Annotated in this window: 31 protein-coding genes; 3 read left to right on the forward strand and 28 right to left on the reverse strand. The window is 61.2% G+C overall.

Going from position 1 to position 20,034, the window contains the following annotated elements; genetic code table 11:
* Positions 1–6: 6 nt before the first annotated feature.
* The 7 genes from rplQ to J7E83_RS08160 all read right to left on the reverse strand — a co-directional run bounded on the left by rplQ (position 7) and on the right by J7E83_RS08160 (position 4,415).
* On the reverse strand, positions 7–627 hold the full coding sequence (gene rplQ, locus J7E83_RS08130; protein ID WP_214960698.1) for a 50S ribosomal protein L17: 621 nt from the start codon (positions 625–627) through the stop codon (positions 7–9).
* 72 nt (positions 628–699) lie between these two features.
* Positions 700–1,710 (reverse strand): DNA-directed RNA polymerase subunit alpha, encoded by a 1,011-nt coding sequence (locus tag J7E83_RS08135; protein WP_131131310.1) that lies wholly within the window; start codon positions 1,708–1,710, stop codon positions 700–702.
* A gap of 132 nt (positions 1,711–1,842) precedes the next feature.
* Complete coding sequence (rpsK, locus tag J7E83_RS08140; protein WP_018769149.1) at positions 1,843–2,244, reverse strand: 30S ribosomal protein S11; 402 nt, start codon at positions 2,242–2,244, stop codon at positions 1,843–1,845.
* Between the two features lie 105 nt (positions 2,245–2,349).
* Positions 2,350–2,724 (reverse strand): 30S ribosomal protein S13, encoded by a 375-nt coding sequence (gene rpsM / locus J7E83_RS08145; protein WP_214960700.1) that lies wholly within the window; start codon positions 2,722–2,724, stop codon positions 2,350–2,352.
* 175 nt (positions 2,725–2,899) lie between these two features.
* Positions 2,900–3,013 carry a 50S ribosomal protein L36 gene (gene rpmJ / locus J7E83_RS08150; protein ID WP_009358722.1) on the reverse strand — a complete coding sequence of 38 codons (114 nt, stop codon included), beginning with the start codon at positions 3,011–3,013 and terminating at the stop codon, positions 2,900–2,902.
* A 69-nt stretch (positions 3,014–3,082) separates the two neighbouring features.
* Positions 3,083–3,304, reverse strand: a complete 222-nt coding sequence (gene infA / locus J7E83_RS08155; protein WP_009358723.1) for a translation initiation factor IF-1 — start codon at positions 3,302–3,304, stop codon at positions 3,083–3,085.
* 169 nt (positions 3,305–3,473) lie between these two features.
* Entirely contained in the window at positions 3,474–4,415 is a 942-nt protein-coding gene (locus J7E83_RS08160) for a P1 family peptidase (protein ID WP_214960702.1), read from the reverse strand.
* A 217-nt stretch (positions 4,416–4,632) separates the two neighbouring features.
* Here J7E83_RS08160 and J7E83_RS08165 point away from each other — a divergent pair, with 217 nt between their 5' ends.
* The 3 genes from J7E83_RS08165 to J7E83_RS08175 are packed head-to-tail and all read left to right on the forward strand — an operon-like array spanning position 4,633 to position 7,910.
* The gene (locus J7E83_RS08165; RefSeq protein ID WP_214960704.1) at positions 4,633–5,592 is read left to right on the forward strand and encodes a carbohydrate ABC transporter permease; all 960 of its coding nucleotides are present in this window, start codon (positions 4,633–4,635) and stop codon (positions 5,590–5,592) included.
* Positions 5,589–6,509: a carbohydrate ABC transporter permease gene (locus tag J7E83_RS08170; RefSeq protein ID WP_214960705.1), complete on the forward strand. Its 921-nt coding sequence runs from the start codon at positions 5,589–5,591 to the stop codon at positions 6,507–6,509. Before J7E83_RS08165 ends, J7E83_RS08170 begins: the two co-directional genes overlap by 4 nt.
* Positions 6,510–6,560: 51 nt before the next feature.
* Positions 6,561–7,910 carry an ABC transporter substrate-binding protein gene (locus J7E83_RS08175; protein WP_214960707.1) on the forward strand — a complete coding sequence of 450 codons (1,350 nt, stop codon included), beginning with the start codon at positions 6,561–6,563 and terminating at the stop codon, positions 7,908–7,910.
* Between the two features lie 90 nt (positions 7,911–8,000).
* Here J7E83_RS08175 and map read toward each other — a convergent pair whose 3' ends face one another.
* The 21 genes from map to rplD form a co-directional block, all read right to left on the reverse strand.
* A complete protein-coding gene (gene map / locus J7E83_RS08180; protein WP_214960709.1) occupies positions 8,001–8,828 on the reverse strand; it encodes a type I methionyl aminopeptidase in 828 nt (275 codons plus the stop codon).
* A 71-nt stretch (positions 8,829–8,899) separates the two neighbouring features.
* On the reverse strand, positions 8,900–9,469 hold the full coding sequence (locus tag J7E83_RS08185) for an adenylate kinase (protein ID WP_214961106.1): 570 nt from the start codon (positions 9,467–9,469) through the stop codon (positions 8,900–8,902).
* Between the two features lie 5 nt (positions 9,470–9,474).
* Positions 9,475–10,785 carry a preprotein translocase subunit SecY gene (secY, locus tag J7E83_RS08190; RefSeq protein ID WP_214960711.1) on the reverse strand — a complete coding sequence of 437 codons (1,311 nt, stop codon included), beginning with the start codon at positions 10,783–10,785 and terminating at the stop codon, positions 9,475–9,477.
* 183 nt (positions 10,786–10,968) lie between these two features.
* Entirely contained in the window at positions 10,969–11,463 is a 495-nt protein-coding gene (gene rplO, locus J7E83_RS08195) for a 50S ribosomal protein L15 (RefSeq protein ID WP_214960713.1), read from the reverse strand.
* Positions 11,464–11,670, reverse strand: coding sequence for a 50S ribosomal protein L30 (rpmD, locus tag J7E83_RS08200; RefSeq protein ID WP_056626615.1), 207 nt, complete (start codon positions 11,668–11,670; stop codon positions 11,464–11,466).
* 2 nt (positions 11,671–11,672) lie between these two features.
* Positions 11,673–12,401 (reverse strand): 30S ribosomal protein S5, encoded by a 729-nt coding sequence (gene rpsE, locus J7E83_RS08205; RefSeq protein WP_214960715.1) that lies wholly within the window; start codon positions 12,399–12,401, stop codon positions 11,673–11,675.
* The gene (gene rplR, locus J7E83_RS08210) at positions 12,398–12,781 is read right to left on the reverse strand and encodes a 50S ribosomal protein L18 (RefSeq protein WP_214960717.1); all 384 of its coding nucleotides are present in this window, start codon (positions 12,779–12,781) and stop codon (positions 12,398–12,400) included. The genes rpsE and rplR overlap by 4 nt, the downstream gene beginning before the upstream one ends.
* 2 nt (positions 12,782–12,783) lie before the next feature.
* Positions 12,784–13,320, reverse strand: coding sequence for a 50S ribosomal protein L6 (gene rplF, locus J7E83_RS08215; protein ID WP_214960719.1), 537 nt, complete (start codon positions 13,318–13,320; stop codon positions 12,784–12,786).
* Positions 13,321–13,338: 18 nt separating this feature from the next.
* Positions 13,339–13,737, reverse strand: a complete 399-nt coding sequence (rpsH, locus tag J7E83_RS08220) for a 30S ribosomal protein S8 (protein WP_018773673.1) — start codon at positions 13,735–13,737, stop codon at positions 13,339–13,341.
* A gap of 93 nt (positions 13,738–13,830) precedes the next feature.
* Positions 13,831–14,412 (reverse strand): 50S ribosomal protein L5, encoded by a 582-nt coding sequence (gene rplE, locus J7E83_RS08225; protein ID WP_050684389.1) that lies wholly within the window; start codon positions 14,410–14,412, stop codon positions 13,831–13,833.
* The gene (gene rplX, locus J7E83_RS08230) at positions 14,412–14,771 is read right to left on the reverse strand and encodes a 50S ribosomal protein L24 (protein ID WP_066436866.1); all 360 of its coding nucleotides are present in this window, start codon (positions 14,769–14,771) and stop codon (positions 14,412–14,414) included. Before rplX ends, rplE begins: the two co-directional genes overlap by 1 nt.
* A 3-nt stretch (positions 14,772–14,774) precedes the next feature.
* On the reverse strand, positions 14,775–15,143 hold the full coding sequence (gene rplN, locus J7E83_RS08235) for a 50S ribosomal protein L14 (protein WP_024366126.1): 369 nt from the start codon (positions 15,141–15,143) through the stop codon (positions 14,775–14,777).
* Between the two features lie 508 nt (positions 15,144–15,651).
* The gene (gene rpsQ / locus J7E83_RS08240; protein WP_311379609.1) at positions 15,652–15,963 is read right to left on the reverse strand and encodes a 30S ribosomal protein S17; all 312 of its coding nucleotides are present in this window, start codon (positions 15,961–15,963) and stop codon (positions 15,652–15,654) included.
* Entirely contained in the window at positions 15,960–16,289 is a 330-nt protein-coding gene (gene rpmC / locus J7E83_RS21385) for a 50S ribosomal protein L29 (protein WP_214960721.1), read from the reverse strand. The genes rpsQ and rpmC overlap by 4 nt, the downstream gene beginning before the upstream one ends.
* 2 nt (positions 16,290–16,291) lie before the next feature.
* Positions 16,292–16,708: a 50S ribosomal protein L16 gene (gene rplP, locus J7E83_RS08250; RefSeq protein WP_013601829.1), complete on the reverse strand. Its 417-nt coding sequence runs from the start codon at positions 16,706–16,708 to the stop codon at positions 16,292–16,294.
* Positions 16,709–17,539, reverse strand: a complete 831-nt coding sequence (gene rpsC / locus J7E83_RS08255) for a 30S ribosomal protein S3 (RefSeq protein WP_214960723.1) — start codon at positions 17,537–17,539, stop codon at positions 16,709–16,711.
* Entirely contained in the window at positions 17,540–17,905 is a 366-nt protein-coding gene (gene rplV / locus J7E83_RS08260; protein ID WP_003803798.1) for a 50S ribosomal protein L22, read from the reverse strand. It abuts the gene before it with no gap.
* Positions 17,906–17,943: 38 nt separating this feature from the next.
* Positions 17,944–18,225, reverse strand: coding sequence for a 30S ribosomal protein S19 (gene rpsS, locus J7E83_RS08265; RefSeq protein ID WP_003803803.1), 282 nt, complete (start codon positions 18,223–18,225; stop codon positions 17,944–17,946).
* A 12-nt stretch (positions 18,226–18,237) separates the two neighbouring features.
* Positions 18,238–19,077 (reverse strand): 50S ribosomal protein L2, encoded by an 840-nt coding sequence (gene rplB, locus J7E83_RS08270; protein ID WP_214960725.1) that lies wholly within the window; start codon positions 19,075–19,077, stop codon positions 18,238–18,240.
* 29 nt (positions 19,078–19,106) lie between these two features.
* A complete protein-coding gene (gene rplW / locus J7E83_RS08275) occupies positions 19,107–19,412 on the reverse strand; it encodes a 50S ribosomal protein L23 (RefSeq protein WP_066293292.1) in 306 nt (101 codons plus the stop codon).
* On the reverse strand, positions 19,409–20,032 hold the full coding sequence (gene rplD / locus J7E83_RS08280; RefSeq protein WP_190987323.1) for a 50S ribosomal protein L4: 624 nt from the start codon (positions 20,030–20,032) through the stop codon (positions 19,409–19,411). The genes rplW and rplD overlap by 4 nt, the downstream gene beginning before the upstream one ends.
* Positions 20,033–20,034: the final 2 nt, after the last annotated feature.

Genomic DNA, 20,034 nt, shown 5'->3' on the forward strand with positions numbered 1-20,034 from the left:
AGCGAACTACTTCGCGTCCTTTTCCTCGGCAGCAGGCTCTTCAGCAGCTTCCTCGGCGGCAGGAGCCTCTTCGGTCGCGGCCTCGGCCTCGGGAGCCTCAACGGCTTCTTCAGCAGCAGGAGCCTCTACAACCTCGGCCTCGGGAGCTTCTTCAGCAGAAGTTTCCTCGGCAGCAGCCGGAGCGGCAGCTTCCTTCTTGTCGGCTGTCTTGTCCGCATCGCGTTTCGCAGCGGAAGTAGCCTCGGCTACAACGGCCTGCTTGGCGGAAACCGGCTCGAGGACCAGCTCGATGACAGCCATGGGAGCGTTGTCGCCCTTGCGGTTGCCGATCTTGGTGATGCGGGTGTAGCCACCGTCGCGGTTCTCCACTGCCTGTGCAATGTCGGTGAACAGCTCGTGGACGACGCCCTTGTTGCTGATCAGGCCGAGCACACGACGGCGGGAAGCCAGGTCGCCGCGCTTGGCGAAAGTCACCAGACGCTCTGCGTACGGCTTCAGGCGCTTGGCCTTGGTCACCGTGGTGGTGATCCGCTTGTGCTCGAACAGTGCTGCTGCCAGGTTCGCGAGCATAAGACGCTCGTGAGCCGGGCCGCCTCCGAGGCGCGGACCCTTAGTGGGGGTAGGCATAATTGTTTCTCCTCATATGGAAGCCGTGGGCCGGTCACACCATGGTGTCCGGCCCAACGGCCAAGATCTGTTTTAGAGTTCGTCGTCGCCGAAGGCGGCGTCGTCCTCTTCAATTGCTGCGGCGCGTGCTGCGAGGTCAAAACCGGGAGGCGAGTCCTTGAGGGACAGGCCCAGTTCAACCAGCTTTGCCTTGACCTCGTCAATGGACTTCGCACCGAAGTTACGGATGTCCATCAGGTCGGCCTCGGAGCGGGCTACGAGTTCACCCACGGTGTGGATGCCCTCACGCTTGAGGCAGTTGTAGGAACGGACGGTGAGGTCCAGATCCTCGATCGGCAGGGCCATGTCAGCTGCAAGGGCAGCATCAGTCGGCGACGGGCCAATCTCGATACCTTCAGCTGCGGTGTTCAGCTCGCGGGCCAGACCGAACAGTTCCACCAGGGTGGTACCTGCCGAAGCAACGGCATCGCGCGGGGCGATGGCCTGCTTGGTCTCGACGTCGACAATCAGCTTGTCGAAGTCGGTGCGCTGCTCAACACGGGTTGCTTCCACGCGGAAAGTAACCTTCAGTACCGGCGAGTAGATCGAGTCGACCGGGATACGGCCGATCTCGGAGTCGCCGGACTTGTTCTGAGCTGCCGAAACGTAGCCGCGGCCGCGTTCGATGGTCAGTTCGAGTTCGAACTTGCCCTTCGAGTTCAGCGTGGCAATGTGCAGATCCGGGTTGTGGAATTCGACGCCGGCCGGCGGAGCGATGTCCGCGGCGGTGACGACTCCCGGGCCCTGCTTACGCAGGTAGGCAACAACCGGCTCGTCGTGCTCGGAGGAAACCGACAGGCTCTTGATGTTCAGGATGATCTCAGTGACATCTTCCTTGACACCCGGAACCGTGGTGAACTCGTGCAGCACGCCATCGATCCGGATGCTGGTTACGGCAGCACCGGGGATGGATGAGAGCAGGGTACGGCGGAGGGAGTTTCCGAGGGTGTAGCCGAAGCCCGGTTCCAGCGGTTCAATGATGAAACGCGAACGGTTTTCGGAGACTACCTCTTCGGAGAGGGTGGGGCGCTGTGCAATGAGCACTTAGGTTTCCTTTCGGCGAGCATCCGCTATATGACGCAACACAGGTGGTGGAAATTCGGTCTGAAGACTTAACGCGGCTGGGCTTGCCCGGACCATCGACGGTCCGGGCAAGCTCCTGCAGCGGGAAAGGCCTTAGACGCGGCGGCGCTTCGGCGGACGGCAGCCGTTGTGCGCTGCGGGGGTGACGTCCTGGATGGAGCCAACCTCCAGGCCAGCGGCCTGCAGCGAGCGGATTGCGGTCTCGCGTCCGGAACCCGGTCCCTTGACGAAAACGTCAACCTTGCGCATGCCGTGCTCCTGCGCACGCTTGGCAGCAGCTTCGGCAGCCATCTGGGCTGCGAACGGGGTGGACTTACGTGAGCCCTTGAAGCCAACCTCACCTGAGGAAGCCCAAGAGATAACAGCGCCGTTCGGGTCCGTGATGGAAACGATCGTGTTGTTAAAAGTGCTCTTGATGTGCGCCTGGCCCAGCGCGATATTCTTCTTGTCCTTCTTACGCGGCTTGCGAACCGCGCCACGAGTCTTCGGGGGCATTTTTTCTCCTACAGAAAGTTATTGGGGGAAGGCCGTTGGATGGGCCCACACTTGCAGGGTTCCTTGAAATCGCGCCAGCGATTTTAGGGAGCAAGTGGGGAGGATTTAACGGGCCTTCTTCTTGCCTGCAACGGTACGCTTCGGGCCCTTGCGGGTACGCGCGTTCGTCTTCGTACGCTGTCCGCGTACGGGCAGGCCCTTGCGATGGCGAATACCTTCGTAGCTGCCGATTTCAACCTTGCGGCGGATATCAGCTGCTACTTCGCGGCGAAGGTCACCCTCAACCTTGTAGTTGCCTTCAATGTAGTCACGCAGCTCAACCAGCTGGTTATCAGTGAGGTCCTTGACGCGGACGTCAGCGCTGATGCCAGTGGCAGCCAGGGTTTCGTGTGCACGGGTCTTACCCACGCCGTAGATGTAAGTAAGCGCAATTTCCAACCGCTTTTCGCGGGGGATGTCTACGCCAGCGAGACGAGCCATAGTGGCAGTACTCCTTGAATAAACCGGAGGTCGTAGGCAGTACACCCGCACGTTCTGTGCGGCCCCAGCCTCCGACCGGGGGTTAGCTGTCCGGGCTCATACGTCCCAATTCAGCTTGTGCTGCCTTTATTTACTTGCGTGGGTTAGCAACCCAGGATTTCCTTCAGGAAGGAAATTAGCCCTGGCGCTGCTTGTGGCGCGGGTTCTCGCAGATCACCATGACCCGGCCATTACGGCGGATCACTTTGCACTTTTCGCAGATCTGCTTGACGCTCGGCTTGACCTTCATGGCGTTCCTTTGCGTGTGGCAGTTGGTCAACTGAAGCGACTGTTCCTAAAGCAGCAGCCGCCCAGCAATTTACTTGTAGCGGTAGACGATACGACCCCGGGTGAGGTCATATGGGCTCAGTTCCACCACTACCCGGTCCTCAGGAAGGATCCTGATGTAGTGCTGGCGCATCTTCCCTGAGATGTGTGCCAGAACGATGTGCTTGTTGGTGAGCTCAACGCGAAACATCGCGTTAGGCAGCGCCTCAGTCACAACGCCCTCGATCTCAATGACCCCGTCCTTCTTGGCCATACCCTCCGCTAACTGTTGTTGCCGCAGCCCTCCGGATTGCACCGGGCATGGCCACGAACATTTTGTGATTGATTGATCGTCAACAGCTGGACCACAAATGGGCGTGGCAGGGCAGACAACCAACAAGCAACACTACGCCACTTCGGCGTGAATGTTAAATCCAGCCATGTTAGCGCAATGATCCCCCGACCGCACCATATTCCCCGGCCGGAGTTGAAACCGCTTCTGCGCTTGACACCCCATCAAGGATGGCCAGGCGTACGACGTCGGCTGCCGCACTCTGCAGGGTAATAAGGCTCACTTGCCGGGCAGCTTCGGTGCTGCGGTCCAGATCAAGGGCGCGCGTCGCCAAGCAGAAAACGGTATCCCCGTCGGCCAACGTGTGGCTCGGATTTAGGGACCGCGCGATCCCAGCTTGAGCCGCCGAAGCCGTTCGCTTGCACTCGGTCTTGTCCAGGACAGCGTTGGTTGCGACAACAACGAGGGTTGTGTTCAGCGGTGGAGCGTCTGCTCCGGTGCCCGACACCCCCGGTTCCGGAGTACCGAACGGGAGACCGAGTGCATTGACCACGGCCAGCGCCCCGACCACCACGCCGTTATCGAGGGTGAGCGAGGCGGTGCCGACGCCACCTTTGTATGTTCTGCCGATGACCGCCCCGGTTCCGGCGCCCACGTTGCCGCGTCCGACGTCGTGCCGGTCCTCCTGGGCGGCGGCAGCAGCGGCTGCCTCGTAACCCATGCCGGCGTCGGGACGGGCGGTGAAGTCGCCTCCCCGGCCCAGGTCGAAGATGGCCGCAGCCGGAACGATTGGCACCACGCCGCCGGGGACAGCGAAGCCCCTGCCGTTTTCCTCGCACCAGCGCTGGACGCCATGAGCGGTCACCAGGCCGTAGGCACTGCCCCCGGTGAGAACCACGGCGTCCACGGCTGACGTGAGTGTGCTGGGTTCCAAGGCATCGGTCTCGTGGGTCGCGGGCCCTCCCCCGCCGACGTCGACCGACCCGACGGTGCCCTGCGGGGGAAGCACCACCGTCACGCCGCTCAGCCAGCCACCGTCTGTCTTCTGCTGGTGGCCCACACGGATTCCCGGCACATCGGTAATGGTTCCCATAGGCTCCATTGTGCTCTTTCCATGCGCACCTCTGCCGCATGGACGAACTTTGTGCAAGACTGCATGCCATACAGCATTAACGGGCGATGAAGCCTTGGGTAACAGTCCTCTGACAAGGGCTTTTACGGGTTTCGGCTACCCGACGGTCTGGTCAACTAGAGGCTGGACCCCGACCATGGCCAGCCACAAGCAGGCTCCGAACCCGTGAGAGACCCGCATGACCCGTCAGCTCGCCCCCCGACCCTCCGCCAGGCCTATAAGGCCCGCCGGACGGGCAGCCAAAGTTGCGCACCGGCGATGGACCGCAAGGACTCGCCGGGACTTCTTTGTTTTCCTTGCCATGGCATTACCCAACCTGGTGCTGATTGCCGTCTTCACTTATAGGCCGCTCTTCAGCAACATGTACTACTCGACGCTGGACTGGACCCTGGGTTCCCCGACGGCGACGGTGGTGGGCGTGAACAACTACATCATCTTTTTTGGCAGCAATGACGCACCGAAAGTCCTCGGCACCACGGCAATCTTCACCGTGGTGACGGTTGGCGGCTCCATGGTCCTGGGCCTGCTGATCGCCCTGGCCATGAACGCGAAGGTCCGCGGAACCACGTTTGCCCGGTCCGCAGTCTTTGCCCCATATGTGCTCTCCGGCGTCGGCGTGGGCCTGGTCTGGCTGTTCATCTTTGACCCTGGCTACGGCGTCCTCGCCTGGCTGCTGCGGGGCATCGGGCAACAAAGCCCGCAGTGGATCAACGATCCCCAGCTTTCCCTGGTGATGGTGATCATTGTCTACGTCTGGAAGAACCTTGGCTACTGTGCAGTGGTGTACCTGGCCGGGCTGCAGTCCCTCCCTCAGGACATCATGGAAGCTGCGTCGCTGGACGGGGCCAACGGTTTTCGACGCTTTTTCAGCGTTTCGCTGCCGCTCCTGTCCCCCACCACGTTTTTCCTCCTGATCACCACCATGCTCAGCTCACTGCAGGCCTTCGACCTGATCCGGATCATGACGCCGCTGGGCACCGGTACCAGCACCCTGATCTACGAGGCCTATCTTCAGGCGTTCGGCGCCTACAACAGGGCCGGTTACTCTGCAGCCATCTCGGTGGTCCTGTTCGCAATTCTTTTGGTCATCACCGTACTGCAGCTGCGGTTCGTGGAACGGAAGGTGCACTACTCATGAGCTCGCTGTCCCCGGTCAGCCCCGACCCTTCCATTCCCGCAGTCCCCAGGCCGGAACCAGTCCTGACCCGTGACCGCCCGTTATCCCGCCGGAACCTCATCCAAACCGTTGCCGGGGGCTACCTGCCCCTGATCGTGGCCACACTGGTTGTGTTCCTGCCGCTGCTGTGGATGGTCCTCAGCTCGTTCAAGCAGTCCGGCGAGATCGTCACCACGGACCTGAAGGTCCTGCCCGAGAGCCTGAACCTGCAGAACTACAGGACCGCCATGACCACTGTGCCGTTCGGGCAATTTTTCCTCAACAGCACCATCGTTACCCTGGTCGGGGCAAGCGTGAAGGTGCTGCTCGCAATCCTCACGGCCTATGCGTTGGTTTTTGTCAGGTTCCCGTTCCGGAACTTGATCTTCATGCTGATCCTGGTGGCCCTGATGGTACCGCCGCAGGTGTCCATCCTGCCCAACTTCATCCTGATCGCCGGGATCGGCGGAAAGAACACCCTGTGGGGCATCATCCTGCCGGGCCTGGGCACCGCGTTCGGTACATTCCTGCTGCGCCAGCACTTCCTCACACTTCCTAATTCGATCCTGGAGTCGGCTGAAGTGGACGGTGCCGGGCACTGGCGCCGCCTCTGGCGCATTGTGGTGCCCATTTCGGTGCCGTCCATCGCCACTGTGGCCCTGGTGACCATCGTCTCGGAGTGGAACGACTACATCTGGCCCCTGATCATCACAGACCGGCCGGAGACCATGACCCTTCCCGTAGGGCTGACCCTGCTCCAGAACAACGAAAGCAACGCCGCCGGCTGGGGGGTCCTCATGGCCGGGGCTGTCTTGGTTATCGTCCCGATCCTGATTGTCTTCGCGGCCCTGCAGCGTTACATCGTTGCTGGCCTCACCCAAGGCAGCGTGACGGGCTAAGCGCCGTCCGCCGTCGTGCACCCCACAAGGTAACAAACGAAAGGACCTGTCATGAGACTGAATCTGGACCGGAGACACTTCCTGGGACTCGCGGGCGCAACAGCCTCCGCAGCAGCCCTGGCAGCGTGCAGCGGACCCTCAACGAGCGGCGGGGGCCAAGCGACCACAGAAGCGGCCGACATTGATTTCAGCGGTGTCAAGCCGGCCGCCAAAATTGACTTCTGGTCGAGCCACCCCGGCCAGTCCCAGGACGTGGAGAAAAGCCTGATCGACAAATTCCACGCCCAGAACCCGGACATCAAGGTCAACCTGGTCACGGCTGGCGCCAACTACGAAGAGATCGCCCAGAAGTTCCAAACTGCGCAGGCGGCGAAGTCCGGCCTCCCGGGTGTTGTAGTGCTGTCTGACGTGTGGTGGTTCCGGTACTACATCAACGGCAGCATCATTCCGGTGGACAGCCTGACCAAGCAGCTGGACATGAAGATGGACGACTTCCAGCAGTCCCTGATCGATGACTACAAGTACGGCAACAAACACTGGGCACTCCCCTACGGCCGGTCCACGCCCCTGTTCTACTACAACAAGGACCACTTCGCCGCTGCTGGGCTGCCGGACCGGGCCCCTAAAACCTGGGACGAGTTCGGTGAGTGGGCGCCCAAACTGAAGGCCAGCTCCGGCGCACAATACGCCTACATCTATCCCGCCCTCGCCGGGTACGCCGGCTGGACGCTGCAGAACAACCTGTGGGGCTGGGGCGGCGGCTGGTCCAAGGACTTTGATATCACCTGCGACTCGGCTGAATCCGTGGCGGCACTCCAGTGGGCCCAGGACTCCATCTACAAGAATGGATGGGCCGGCGTTTCCTCCAAGGAGGCTGCGGACGACTTCTCCGCGGGGCTGACGTCGAGCACCATCTCCTCGACCGGTTCCCTGCTGGGTGTCCTGAAGTCAGCGAAATTCAATGTGGGCGTGGGCTTCCTGCCGGGAGGACCCAAGGCGCAGACCAACGTCTGCCCCACCGGCGGCGCGGGCCTGGGCATCCCGAGCGGGATCACCAAGGAGGAACAACTGGCGGCGGGCACCTTCCTGAAATTCATCACGCAACCCGAGAGCACCGCCGAGTTCTCGGCCGCCACCGGCTATATGCCCACGCGGAAATCGGCGGATATGAAGGCGGTGCTGGCCAAGACGCCCCAGATTCAAACGGCCATGGACCAACTGGCCGTTACGAAAGTCCAGGACAACGCACGCGTGTTCCTGCCGGGAGCCGACCAGGAAATGGCAAAGTCCGCGGCCAAGATCCTCACCCAGCAGGCTGACGTCAAGTCGACCCTGACGGATTTGAAGACCACGCTGCAGGGCGTTTACGAAAGGGACGTCAAGCCCAAGCTGAAGGCCTGACCCTCCCGACCCTCATCAACTCACCCAACTGGGTAACGCTATCTGTCGTTTTGGAGGTTCAGAGGACAAGATAGCGCCACCCAGTTGGGGCTACGGGATGGGGACGGGAACGACTCCGAGCGGCACCAGGTGCTCAGCGCCGCCGTCGGGGGCGGACAGGACCCAGATGCCCTTTTCATGGACCGCCACGGAATGCTCCCACTGGCACGAGCGCTGACCATCCGTGGTCACCACGGTCCAGTCGTCGTCGAGGACGGCGGTCTCAATGCTGCCGCGGACCAGCATGGGTTCGATCGCAAGGCACAGGCCGGCACGGAGTTTGGGCCCGCGGTGGTTGATGCGATAGTTGAGCACATCCGGTGCCATGTGCATTTCGGAGCCGATGCCGTGGCCCACGTAGTCCTCCAGAATGCCCAGCGATTTCCCCGGCACGGAGGACACGTAGTCATCGATGGCCGCGCCGATGTCACCCAGGTGGCTTCCCTTGGCCAGCGCTGCGATGCCCCGCCACATCGCTGCCCGGGTGACGTCAGAGAGCCGCTGGTCCTCAGGGTCAGCCTCCCCCACGATGACCGTGCGTGCAGAGTCGGAGTGCCAGCCGTCCACAATCGCACCGCCGTCGATTGAGATGATGTCGCCGTCCCTGAGGACCCGGCCGCCGGGGATGCCGTGCACCACCTCCTCGTTCACCGAGGTGCAGATGGTGGCCGGGAAGCCGTGATAACCCAGGAAGTTCGACTTGGCGCCGGCTTCATTGAGCACGGCGGCAAACACATCGTCGAGGTGCTTAGTGGTCACTCCGGGAACAGCCGCGGAGACGGCGGCATCCAAGGCACGGCTCAGGACAAGGCCTGCCTCGTGCATGGTGCGCATCTGGGCGTTTGTCTTGTATTCGATACGGGGCTGGCCGAAAGCCATGGTGTGTCCTCTCAATGGCTGAGGCTCCTCCCGGAAACCGGGAGGAGCCTCGAATAAACTCTGCGCCTGGATCAGGCTGCCTGCGCCGCCTTGATGGCCTGCATCACGCGGTCGGTGACTTCGTCGATGGCACCGATGCCGTCAACCTTGGTCAAGATGCCGCGCTCGGCGTACTTGGCCACAACGGCCTCGGTCTGCTCGTGGTAAAGGTCCAGCCGGTGGCGGATGACGGCTTCGTTGTCGTCGCTCCGGCCTGTTTCCTTGGCACGGCCAAGCAGGCGGGTAACGAGTTCCTCGTCGTCGGCGGTCAACTGCAGGACGACGTCGAGCTTCTCTTCGCCCTGGGCGAGAATCTCATCGAGGTAGTCCACCTGCGCTGTGGTGCGGGGGTAGCCGTCCAGGAGGAAGCCGCTCAGGACGTCGGACTCGCTGAGGCGGTCCCGGACCATTTTGTTGGTGACGCTGTCCGGGACGAAGTCTCCATTGTCCATGTACTTCTTGGCTTCGATGCCAAGGGGCGTCTCGCCCTTCACATTGGCGCGGAAGATGTCACCGGTGGAGATCGCAACAACGCCGAGGCGCTCCGAAATGCGTTCCGCCTGTGTTCCTTTGCCCGAGCCGGGTGGCCCAATAATCAACATTCTCGTCATCGCAAAAGCCCTTCGTAGTGACGTTGCTGTAGCTGCGCATCAATCTGCTTGACGGTCTCCAGGCCCACGCCCACCATGATCAGGATCGAGGTGCCACCGAACGGGAAGTTCTGGTTCGCCTGGATCAGTACCAGGGCCACCAGCGGAATCAGGGCCACGAAACCCAGATACATAGCACCTGGCAGGGTAATCCGGGAGAGCACGTATTGCAGGTAGTCCGCTGTCGGCTTACCGGCACGGATGCCTGGAATGAAACCGCCGTACTTCTTCATGTTGTCCGAGACCTCTTCAGGGTTGAAGGTGATCGCGACGTAGAAGTAGGTGAAGAAAACGATCATGACGAAGTACAACACCATGTAGATGGGGTGGTCGCCCTTGGTCAGGTTGTTGTTGATCCACTCAACCCAGGGCTGGACAGCTTCGCCCGCCTTCGGCTGGTTGAACTGTGAAATCAGGCCCGGCAGGTACAGCATCGAAGAAGCGAAGATCACTGGGACCACGCCGGCCATGTTCACCTTGATGGGAATGTACGTGCTGGTCCCCCCGACGGTGCGGCGGCCGATCATCCGCTTCGCGTACTGTACGGGGACGCGCCGCTGGGACTGTTCCACGAACACCACCAGGGCGACCGTCAACAGGCCGATGACGAGCACCAGGAAGAAGGTCCCCGGACCCTGGGTCTTCCAGATGGCGCCGAGGGACGTGGGGAAGCCGGCAGCGATCGACGTGAAGATGAGCAGCGACATGCCGTTGCCCACGCCCTTTTCGGTGACAAGCTCGCCCATCCACATGATCAGGCCGGTACCAGCAGTCAGCGTGATGATGATCAGGATGGTGGTGACGATGGTGTTATCGGGAATGATCGGGAGGTTACAGCCCGGCAGCAGCTGACCTGAACGGGCCAGCGAAACCAAAGTCGTCGCGTTGAGCAGGCCCAGGGCAATGGTGAGGTACCGCGTGTACTGGGTGAGCTTGGACTGACCCGACGCACCTTCCTCATACAACTGCTGGAACCGGGGAATTACCACCCGGAGCAGCTGCACGATGATGCTGGCCGTGATGTACGGCATGATGCCCAGGGCGAAGATGGACACCTGAAGCAATGCACCGCCGCTGAACAGGTTGACGAGCTGGTATAGCCCGCCTGCGGTCTGACCGTTCTGCAAGCATTGCTGGACATTCTGGTAGTTCACACCAGGCGAGGGGATAAAGGCACCCAAGCGGAAGATTGTGATGATTCCCAGCGTGAACAACAACTTGCGTCGCAGATCAGGCGTGCGAAAGGCCCGGCCAAATGCGCTAAGCAAGCGTCCTCCTGTGTTGTGAATAAGAGTGGTGTGATGGGAGTCAATAAATCCCAACAACCGAGTCTAACGGGTGTATGCGCAATGCGGACAATCCATTGGCTCCCGCGAATGGAAAAACTCCCGACGTGCGGGGCCGAGGCCCCACACATCGGGAGTTCAACAACGGGCGTCAGCCCACCGGCTCTAGAGAGCGGTGGTGCTTCCGCCTGCTGCGGCGATCTTTTCAGCGGCGCTGGCCGAGAATGCGTGGACCGTGACGTCAACCTTGACGGTGATGTCGCCGGTGCCAAGCACCTTCACGGGCTGGTTCTTGCGAACGGCACCCTTTTCGACCAGGTTCTCCACGGTGACTGCGCCACCTTCCGGGAACAGCTCGTTGAGCTTGTCCAGGTTTACCACCTGGAACTCCACCCGGAACGGGTTCTTGAAGCCGCGCAGCTTCGGCAGGCGCATGTGCAGCGGCAACTGGCCGCCGGCAAAGCCAGCCTTGATCTGGTAGCGGGCCTTCGTACCCTTGGTACCGCGACCGGCGGTCTTACCCTTGGAACCTTCACCACGACCAACGCGGGTCTTGGCGGTCTTGGCACCCGGGGCGGGACGCAGGTGGTGAACCTTCAGGGCGTTCTGCTTCTCAGCAGCGGCGCTCTGTGCCTTTTCGGCGGTGTTCTTCTCTGCCATTTACTTCGCCTCCTCTACCTTTACCAGGTGCGGAACCGTGTTGAGCATTCCCACGGTCACGGCGTCGGCGGTGCGGACAACGGTGTGTCCGATCCGCTTCAGGCCGAGGGACCGAAGGGTGTCGCGCTGGTTCTGCTTGCCGCCAATGGCGGACTTGATCTGAGTGATCTCCAACTGGGCGTCGGAGGGAATCAGGTTCTTAGCCATCCTTAGACACCCACCTTCTGGTTCAGGAGAGCCTTCACCATTGCCGGCGGAGCAACCTCGTCCAGCGGCAGGCCGCGGCGTGCTGCCACTGCTGCCGGCTCTTCGAGGCGCTTCAGGGCGTCAACAGTCGCGTGAACGATGTTGATGGCGTTGGAGGAACCGAGCGACTTGGAGAGGATGTCGTGGATTCCCACGCACTCCAGTACTGCACGGACCGGACCACCGGCGATAACACCGGTACCGGCGGAAGCCGGACGCAGCATAACGACGCCGGCAGCAGCCTCACCCTGAACACGGTGCGGGATGGTGTTGCCAATACGGGGAACGCGGAAGAAGGACTTCTTAGCCTCTTCAACGCCCTTCGCAATGGCGGCGGGAACTTCCTTAGCCTTGCCATAGCCAACGCCGACCATACCGTTGCCGTCACCAACGACGACCAGGGCGGTGAAGCTGAAGCGACGACCACCCTTGACCACCTTGGAAACGCGGTTGATGGTAACGACACGCTCTATGAACTGGCTCTTCTCGGCTTCACGGCCGCCATCGCGGCCGCCACGGCCACCACGGTCGCCACGGCCCTGGCCACGGTCGCCACGCTCGCCGCGACGAGCGCCACCACGGCGGTCGTCGGCAGCAGCGGGGGCAGTGGTCTCAGTGGCCGAAGCAGCTACGGCTTCAGTCGCCTTCTGATCTGCAGACACAGTGTCCTTTTCCTTGTTTGCTTCCGTCACAGTGACAGCCCACCTTCACGTGCACCGTTAGCGACGGCGGCAATGCGGCCGTGGTACTTGTTACCACCGCGGTCGAAGACAACAGCTTCGACGCCGGCAGCCTTCGCACGCTCGGCAACGAGCTCGCCAACACGCTTGGCCTTGGCAGTCTTGTCACCATCGAATGCACGAAGGTCGGCTTCCAGTGTGGACGCGCTCGCTACGGTGAGGCCCTTGGTGTCATCGACAACCTGGACGAATACGTGGCGTGCGGAGCGGTTGACGACCAGACGAGGACGTACAGCCGTTCCGGAGATGCGCTTGCGGATACGAAGCTGGCGGCGGCTGCGCGAAGCAGACTTGCTCTTGTTCGTACGCTTCTTATTGATTGAGATGGCCATGGTTACTTACCAGCCTTTCCGACCTTGCGGCGGATGACTTCGCCGGCGTAACGGATGCCCTTGCCCTTATAGGGGTCCGGCTTCCGCAGCTTGCGAATGTTGGCAGCAACCTCGCCGACCTGCTGCTTGTTGATTCCTGAAACAGAGAGCTTGGTCGGGGTCTCAACTGCAAAGGTGATGCCGTCCGGTGCGGAGACATTTACCGGGTGGCTGAAGCCGAGAGCGAACTCAAGGTCAGATCCCTTGGCCTGAACGCGGTAACCAGTACCAACGATTTCAAGCTTCTTCTCGTAGCCCTTGGTAACGCCCTCGATCATGTTGGAGATCAGGGTGCGGGTCAGGCCGTGGAGTGAACGGGAGGCGCGCTCGTCGTTCGGGCGGGCGACAGTCAGGGTGTCTGCGTCCAGGGAAACCTCGATCGGGCTGGCCACAGTGTGGTTCAGCTCGCCTTTGGAACCCTTGACGCTGACGACAGAGCCGTCAACCTTGACCTCAACGCCGGCAGGAACGGTGATGGGGAGACGTCCAATACGTGACATTATTCTCTTCCTTTCCCGTTACCAGACGTAAGCGAGGACTTCGCCGCCCACGCCCTTCTTGCCGGCCTGCTTGTCAGTCAGGAGGCCGGAAGAGGTGGACAGGATTGCGACACCCAGGCCACCGAGCACGTGCGGCAGGTTGGTGGACTTTGCGTAAACGCGCAGTCCCGGCTTGGAAATACGACGAACGCCAGCGATGGAACGCTCGCGGTTCGGACCGAACTTGAGCTCGAGGGTCAGCTTCTTGCCAACCTCAGCGTCTTCTTCTTTCCAGGAGGCTATGTAACCTTCGGCCTTCAGGATGTCGGCAACGCGTGCCTTGAGCTTGCTGTACGGCATGGTCACGGAATCGTGGTATGCCGAGTTTGCATTGCGCAGACGCGTAAGCATATCTGCGACAGGATCTGTCATAGTCATTTGGGCTCTTGCCCTTCCTCATAACGGTTTCCTCGGTCCGGCTCCGGCAGAAATCTGCGCGGGCTGCACCGAAGGACCTGTTACGTAGTTAGATTAGTCTTCGGCCTTGAACGGGAAACCAAGCGCCTTCAGCAGCGCGCGGCCTTCGTCATCGGTCTTGGCAGTGGTGACAACCGTGATGTCCATGCCGCGGACGCGGTCGATGGAATCCTGGTCGATTTCGTGGAACATAACCTGCTCGGTCAGACCGAAGGTGTAGTTGCCGTTGCCGTCGAACTGCTTGCCACTGAGGCCGCGGAAGTCGCGGATACGGGGCAGAGCCAGTGTGACCAGACGATCCAGGAATTCCCACATGCGGTCTCCACGCAGGGTAGCGTGTGCGCCGATGGGCATGCCTTCGCGCAGTTTGAACTGTGCAATCGACTTGCGGGCCTTGGTTACCTGCGGCTTCTGGCCGGTGATCAGGGTCAGATCGCGGACAGCGCCGTCGATCAGCTTGGAGTCCTTGGCGGCATCTCCAACACCCATGTTAACAACGACCTTCACCAGGCGGGGAACCTGGTTGACGTTCTCGTACTTGAATTCCTCAACGAGCGTGCTCTTGATGGAATCGGCGTACTTGGTCTTCAGACGAGGAACGATCTTCGTTGCCGGAGTCTCGAGAGTCTCAGTCATTAGATGTCCTTCCCGGAGCTCTTGGCCACGCGTACACGCACTTCACGCTTCACGCCATCGCGCTCAACGGTCTCGGTGCGGAAACCGACGCGGGTGGGCTTCTTGGTGGACGGGTCAACCAGAGCCACGTTGGAGATGTGGATCGAAGCTTCGACAACCTCGATGCCACCGGTCTTGGTGCCGCGCTGCGACTGACCGACCTTGGTGTGCTTGGTTACGCGGTTGATGCCCTCGACCAGCACGCGGTTGGTCTCCGGGAATACGCGCAGAACCTTGCCCTGCTTGCCACGGTCACCGCCGCGCTCAGCCTTGGCGCCAGTGATGACCTGAACGAGGTCACCCTTTTTGATCTTAGCCATGGACTAGAGCACCTCCGGAGCCAGAGAAACGATCTTCATGAACTTCTTGTCACGGAGTTCACGACCAACCGGTCCGAAGATGCGGGTACCGCGGGGGTCACCGTCAGCCTTCAGGATCACAGCTGCGTTCTCGTCAAACTTGATGTAGGAACCATCCGCACGGCGGCGTTCCTTCTTGGTACGGACGATGACTGCCTTAACAACATCGCCCTTCTTTACGTTGCCGCCCGGGATTGCATCCTTGACGGTAGCGACGATGACGTCGCCAATGCCTGCGTAGCGACGGCCAGATCCACCGAGAACGCGAATGGTAAGGATTTCCTTAGCACCCGTGTTGTCGGCGACCTTGAGTCGCGACTCCTGCTGAATCACTATTTACTCCTTGCGTCGCGCTGGTTCTCAGACCGAAAATCTTCCTACGGAATGAGCCTTGCGGAACGGTTGATCGGGGTGTCTCTTGACCTGCCTGGATTTTGCCAGACCAGGCCTAAACGCCCATGCCAAAAACATTTGCTTCCCAGGCTGATCCAGACGGTGCTGGAGCGCAAGGGGGCACTATGCCGTGGCACGATTGTTTACGAGGTAGATGACAGCGCACGAACGGCGCCATACAAACTCAATATCCTAGCACAGTCCGCGTCATCGCCCATATCACAGAGCCGGCACTGTCCCGCAACCCACGACGGCGTCACGCACCGCAGCCTTTTGGCCCGCCTGGGGCGCCACTCCCCCGTAAATCCAGGCCGCCGACGTCGTACGGACCCCAAAACGCTGCTCCCCGTGACGCGCGACCACCCGCTCCCCTATAAACGCGGAAACCCCCGCTCCCAAAGGGAACAGGGGTTTCCGGCGCAGCGCCTGAGAAAGCGGGCTGCAGGTGTTACTTGGCCTTCTCGAGGATCTCCACGAGCCGCCAGTTCTTGGTGGCAGACAGCGGGCGGGTCTCGGCGATGAGCACGAGGTCGCCGATGCCGGCGGTGTTCTGCTCGTCGTGGGCCTTGACCTTCGAGGTGCGGCGGATGACCTTGCCGTACAGAGCGTGCTTCACGCGGTCTTCAACCTGAACAACGATGGTCTTTTCCATCTTGTCAGAGACAACGTAGCCGCGACGCGTCTTACGGTAACCGCGCTGCTCAGCCGTAGCTGCCGCAGCAGAAACAGTTTCCGTCACGTTCTCGTCCTTTTCACTCACTTGGCGTCCTCCTCGGTCTCAACCGTTTCAGCCTTGTCGGCCTTCTTGGTTGCTGACTTCTTGGACTTCTTTTCTTCCTTGGCTTCCACAACCGGTGCGGCAACCTCGGCACGAATGCCCAGCTCGCGCTCACGGAGAACGGTGTAGATGCGTGCGATGTCCTTCTTTACCGCGCGCAGACGACCGTGGTTCTCCAGCTGACCGGTGGCGGACTGGAAACGCAGGTTGAACAGCTCTTCCTTAGCCTTGCGGAGTTCTTCAACGAGACGCTCGTTGTCGAAACCGTCCAGCTGTGCGGATGCAAGTTCCTTGGATCCTACTGCCATTTCTATTCACCACCTTCGCGACGCAGAATGCGTGCTTTCAACGGGAGCTTGTGGATTGCCAGGCGCAGGGCCTCGCGGGCTACCGATTCTTCGACGCCGGAGATCTCAAAGAGAACCCGGCCCGGCTTGACGTTAGCGACCCACCATTCCGGCGAACCCTTACCGGAACCCATGCGGGTTTCGGCAGGCTTCTTCGTGAGGGGACGGTCCGGGTAGATGTTGATCCAGACCTTACCGCCACGCTTGATGTGGCGGGTCATCGCGATACGTGCAGACTCGATCTGACGGTTGGTGACGTATGCCGGGCTCAGAGCCTGGATGCCGTACTCACCGAAGGAGACCTTGGTGCCGCCCGTAGCAGCGCCGGAACGACCCGGGTGGTGCTGCTTACGGTGCTTGACTCGACGTGGGATAAGCATTTAAGCCTGTCCTCCTTCTACTGCAGCAGCAGCCTCAACTGCCGGAGCCTCGGCAGCAGGAGCTGCTTCGGCGGCCGGACGGTCGGTACGACGGCGGCGGTCACCACGGTCAGCGCCACCCGGGCGGCCCGGACGGTCGCTGGCACCGCGGCCACGGGACGGAGCAGCAGCTGCCTGCTGTGCCAGTTCCTTGGCGGTGACGTCACCCTTGTAGATCCAGACCTTCACGCCGATGCGGCCGAAGGTGGTCTTGGCCTCGTAGAAGCCGTAGTCGATGTTCGCACGGAGGGTGTGCAGGGGCACACGGCCTTCGCGGTAGAACTCCGAGCGGGACATTTCGGCGCCGCCCAGTCGACCGGAGCAAGCAATACGGATGCCCTTGGCACCTGCACGCTGTGCGGACTGCATGGCTTTCTTCATCGCACGGCGGAAAGCCACGCGGGAAGTCAGCTGCTCAGCAACGCCCTGGGCAACAAGCTGTGCTTCCATCTCGGGGTTCTTGACCTCGAGGATGTTCAGCTGGACCTGCTTGCCCGTGAGCTTTTCGAGCTCGCCGCGGATGCGGTCTGCTTCTGCTCCGCGGCGGCCGATGACGATGCCGGGACGTGCCGTGTGGATGTCCACGCGGACACGGTCACGGGTGCGCTCGATCTCGACCTTGGCGATACCGGCGCGCTCCATGCCAACAGACATCAGCTGGCGGATGCGGATGTCTTCGCGAACGAAGTCCTTGTACCGCTGTCCGGCCTTGGTGCTGTCAGCGAACCAGTGCGATACGTGATCGGTGGTAATGCCGAGTCGGAACCCGTGCGGGTTTACTTTCTGTCCCACTTAGCGAGCCTCCTCTTTCTCCGGGGTAGCGACTACCACGGTGATGTGGCTGGTGCGCTTCTTGATCTGAAATGCACGACCCTGGGCGCGCGGCTGGAACCGCTTCATGGTCGGGCCTTCATCAACAAACGCTTCGCTGATGATGAGGTCACCTTCGTCAAACGCCACGCCGTCGCGGTCCGCGAGGACCCGGGCGTTGGAGATTGCCGACTGTACTACCTTGAATACCGGCTCCGAAGCTGCCTGGGGGGCAAACTTCAGAATTGCCAGAGCCTCATTCGCTTGCTTACCACGAACAAGGTTGACGACGCGCCGGGCCTTCATAGGCGTTACGCGGATGTGACGCGCAATTGCCTTGGCTTCCATTGCTTTCCTTCTCTCGTCTTTGACGTAAGTGCAGGCGCCTAGCGGCGCTTGCCCTTACGGTCGTCCTTGACATGGCCGCGGAATGTCCGCGTGGGAGCGAATTCGCCGAGCTTGTGCCCGACCATCGACTCGGTGACAAACACCGGAATGTGCTTGCGTCCGTCGTGCACGGCGATCGTGTGCCCGAGCATGTCGGGGATGATCATCGAGCGGCGGGACCAGGTCTTGATGACGTTCTTGGTGCCCTTTTCGTTTTCCCTGGCTACCTTCACAAAGAGGTGCTGGTCAACGAAAGGACCTTTTTTCAGGCTGCGTGGCATGTGTCCAGGCTCCTATCGCTTGTTCTTGCCAGTACGACGGCGACGAACAATAAGCTTGTCGCTCTCTTTGTTGGGACGCCGGGTGCGGCCTTCCCGCTTACCGTTCGGGTTGACGGGGTGACGTCCACCGGACGTCTTACCCTCGCCACCACCGTGCGGGTGGTCAACCGGGTTCATCGCGACACCACGGACGGTCGGGCGGACGCCCTTCCAGCGCATGCGGCCGGCCTTACCCCAGTTGATGTTCGACTGCTCGGCGTTGCCGACCTCGCCGATGGTTGCGCGGCAGCGCACATCAACGTTGCGGATTTCGCCGGAAGGCAGACGCAGCTGGGCGAACCGGCCTTCCTTGGCTACGAGCTGGATCGATGCGCCGGCGGAGCGGCCCATCTTGGCGCCGCCACCCGGACGCAGTTCAACTGCGTGGATAACGGTACCTACCGGGATGTTGCGCAGGGGCAGGTTGTTGCCAGGCTTGATGTCAGCGTTGGCACCTGCCTCTACGAAGTCACCCTGGGACAGCTTGTTCGGGGCGATGATGTAACGCTTGGTGCCATCAACGTAGTGCAGGAGGGCGATGCGAGCCGTGCGGTTCGGATCGTACTCAATTTCGGCAACGCGGGCGTTGACGCCGTCTTTGTCGTGGCGACGGAAGTCGATCAGACGGTACTGGCGCTTGTGTCCACCACCCTTGTGACGGGTCGTGATCTTGCCGGTGTTGTTACGGCCGCCCTTTTTGGGCAGCGGACGTACCAACGACTTTTCCGGCGTCGACCGCGTGATTTCGGTGAAGTCCGCTACGCTCGAGCCACGACGGCCCGGGGTAGTCGGCTTGTATTTACGGATTCCCATAATTTATTTCCTCGTTAAAGTGGTCTCCGCTACGCGAGCGGACCGCCGAAGATGTCGATAGTGCCTTCTTTGAGGGTGACAATCGCACGCTTGGTGTTCTTGCGGGTACCCCATCCGAATTTGGTGCGCTTGCGCTTACCGGCACGGTTGATGGTGTTGATCGAGTCGACCTTGACGGAGAAGATTTTCTCCACGGCCAGCTTGATCTCGGTCTTGTTCGAGCGGGGGTCCACCAGGAAGGTGTACTTGCCCTCATCGATCAGGCCGTAGCTCTTTTCCGAGACGACGGGTGCAAGCACGACGTCGCGCGGGTCTTTGATGGTGGCTGCACTCACTTGGCATCCTCCTCGTTCTTTGCCACTGCCTTGTCAGCAACGAATGCTTCGTAGGCAGCCTTGGTGAAGACAACGTCGTCAGAGACGAGAACGTCGTAGGTGTTCAGCTGGTCTGCGTACAGAACGTGAACACCGGCGAGGTTGCGCACGGACAGTGCTGCAACATCGTTGGCGCGCTCGATGACAACCAGCAGGTTCTTGCGCTCGGAAACTCCGCGCAGCGTTGCCAGTGCGGTCTTGACGGACGGCTTGGTGCCCTCCACCAGTTCGGCAACAACGTGGATGCGTCCGTTGCGGGCCCGGTCAGACAGTGCGCCGCGAAGTGCAGCAGCAATCATCTTCTTGGGGGTGCGCTGGCTGTAGTCACGCGGTGTGGGACCGTGGACAACGCCACCACCGGTCATGTGAGGAGCACGGATTGAACCCTGACGGGCGCGGCCGGTGCCCTTCTGCTTGAACGGCTTGCGACCTGCACCGGAAACTTCGGCGCGGGTCTTGGTCTTGTGGGTACCCTGGCGAGCAGCAGCGAGCTGGGCAACGACGACCTGGTGCAGCAGCGGCACGTTGGTCTGAACGTCGAAGATCTCTGCAGGCAGGTCAACCTTGACAGTGCTAGTCATTT

Source organism: Arthrobacter sp. ISL-48 (assembly GCF_018613805.1).
Taxonomy (GTDB): Bacteria; Actinomycetota; Actinomycetes; order Actinomycetales; family Micrococcaceae; genus Arthrobacter.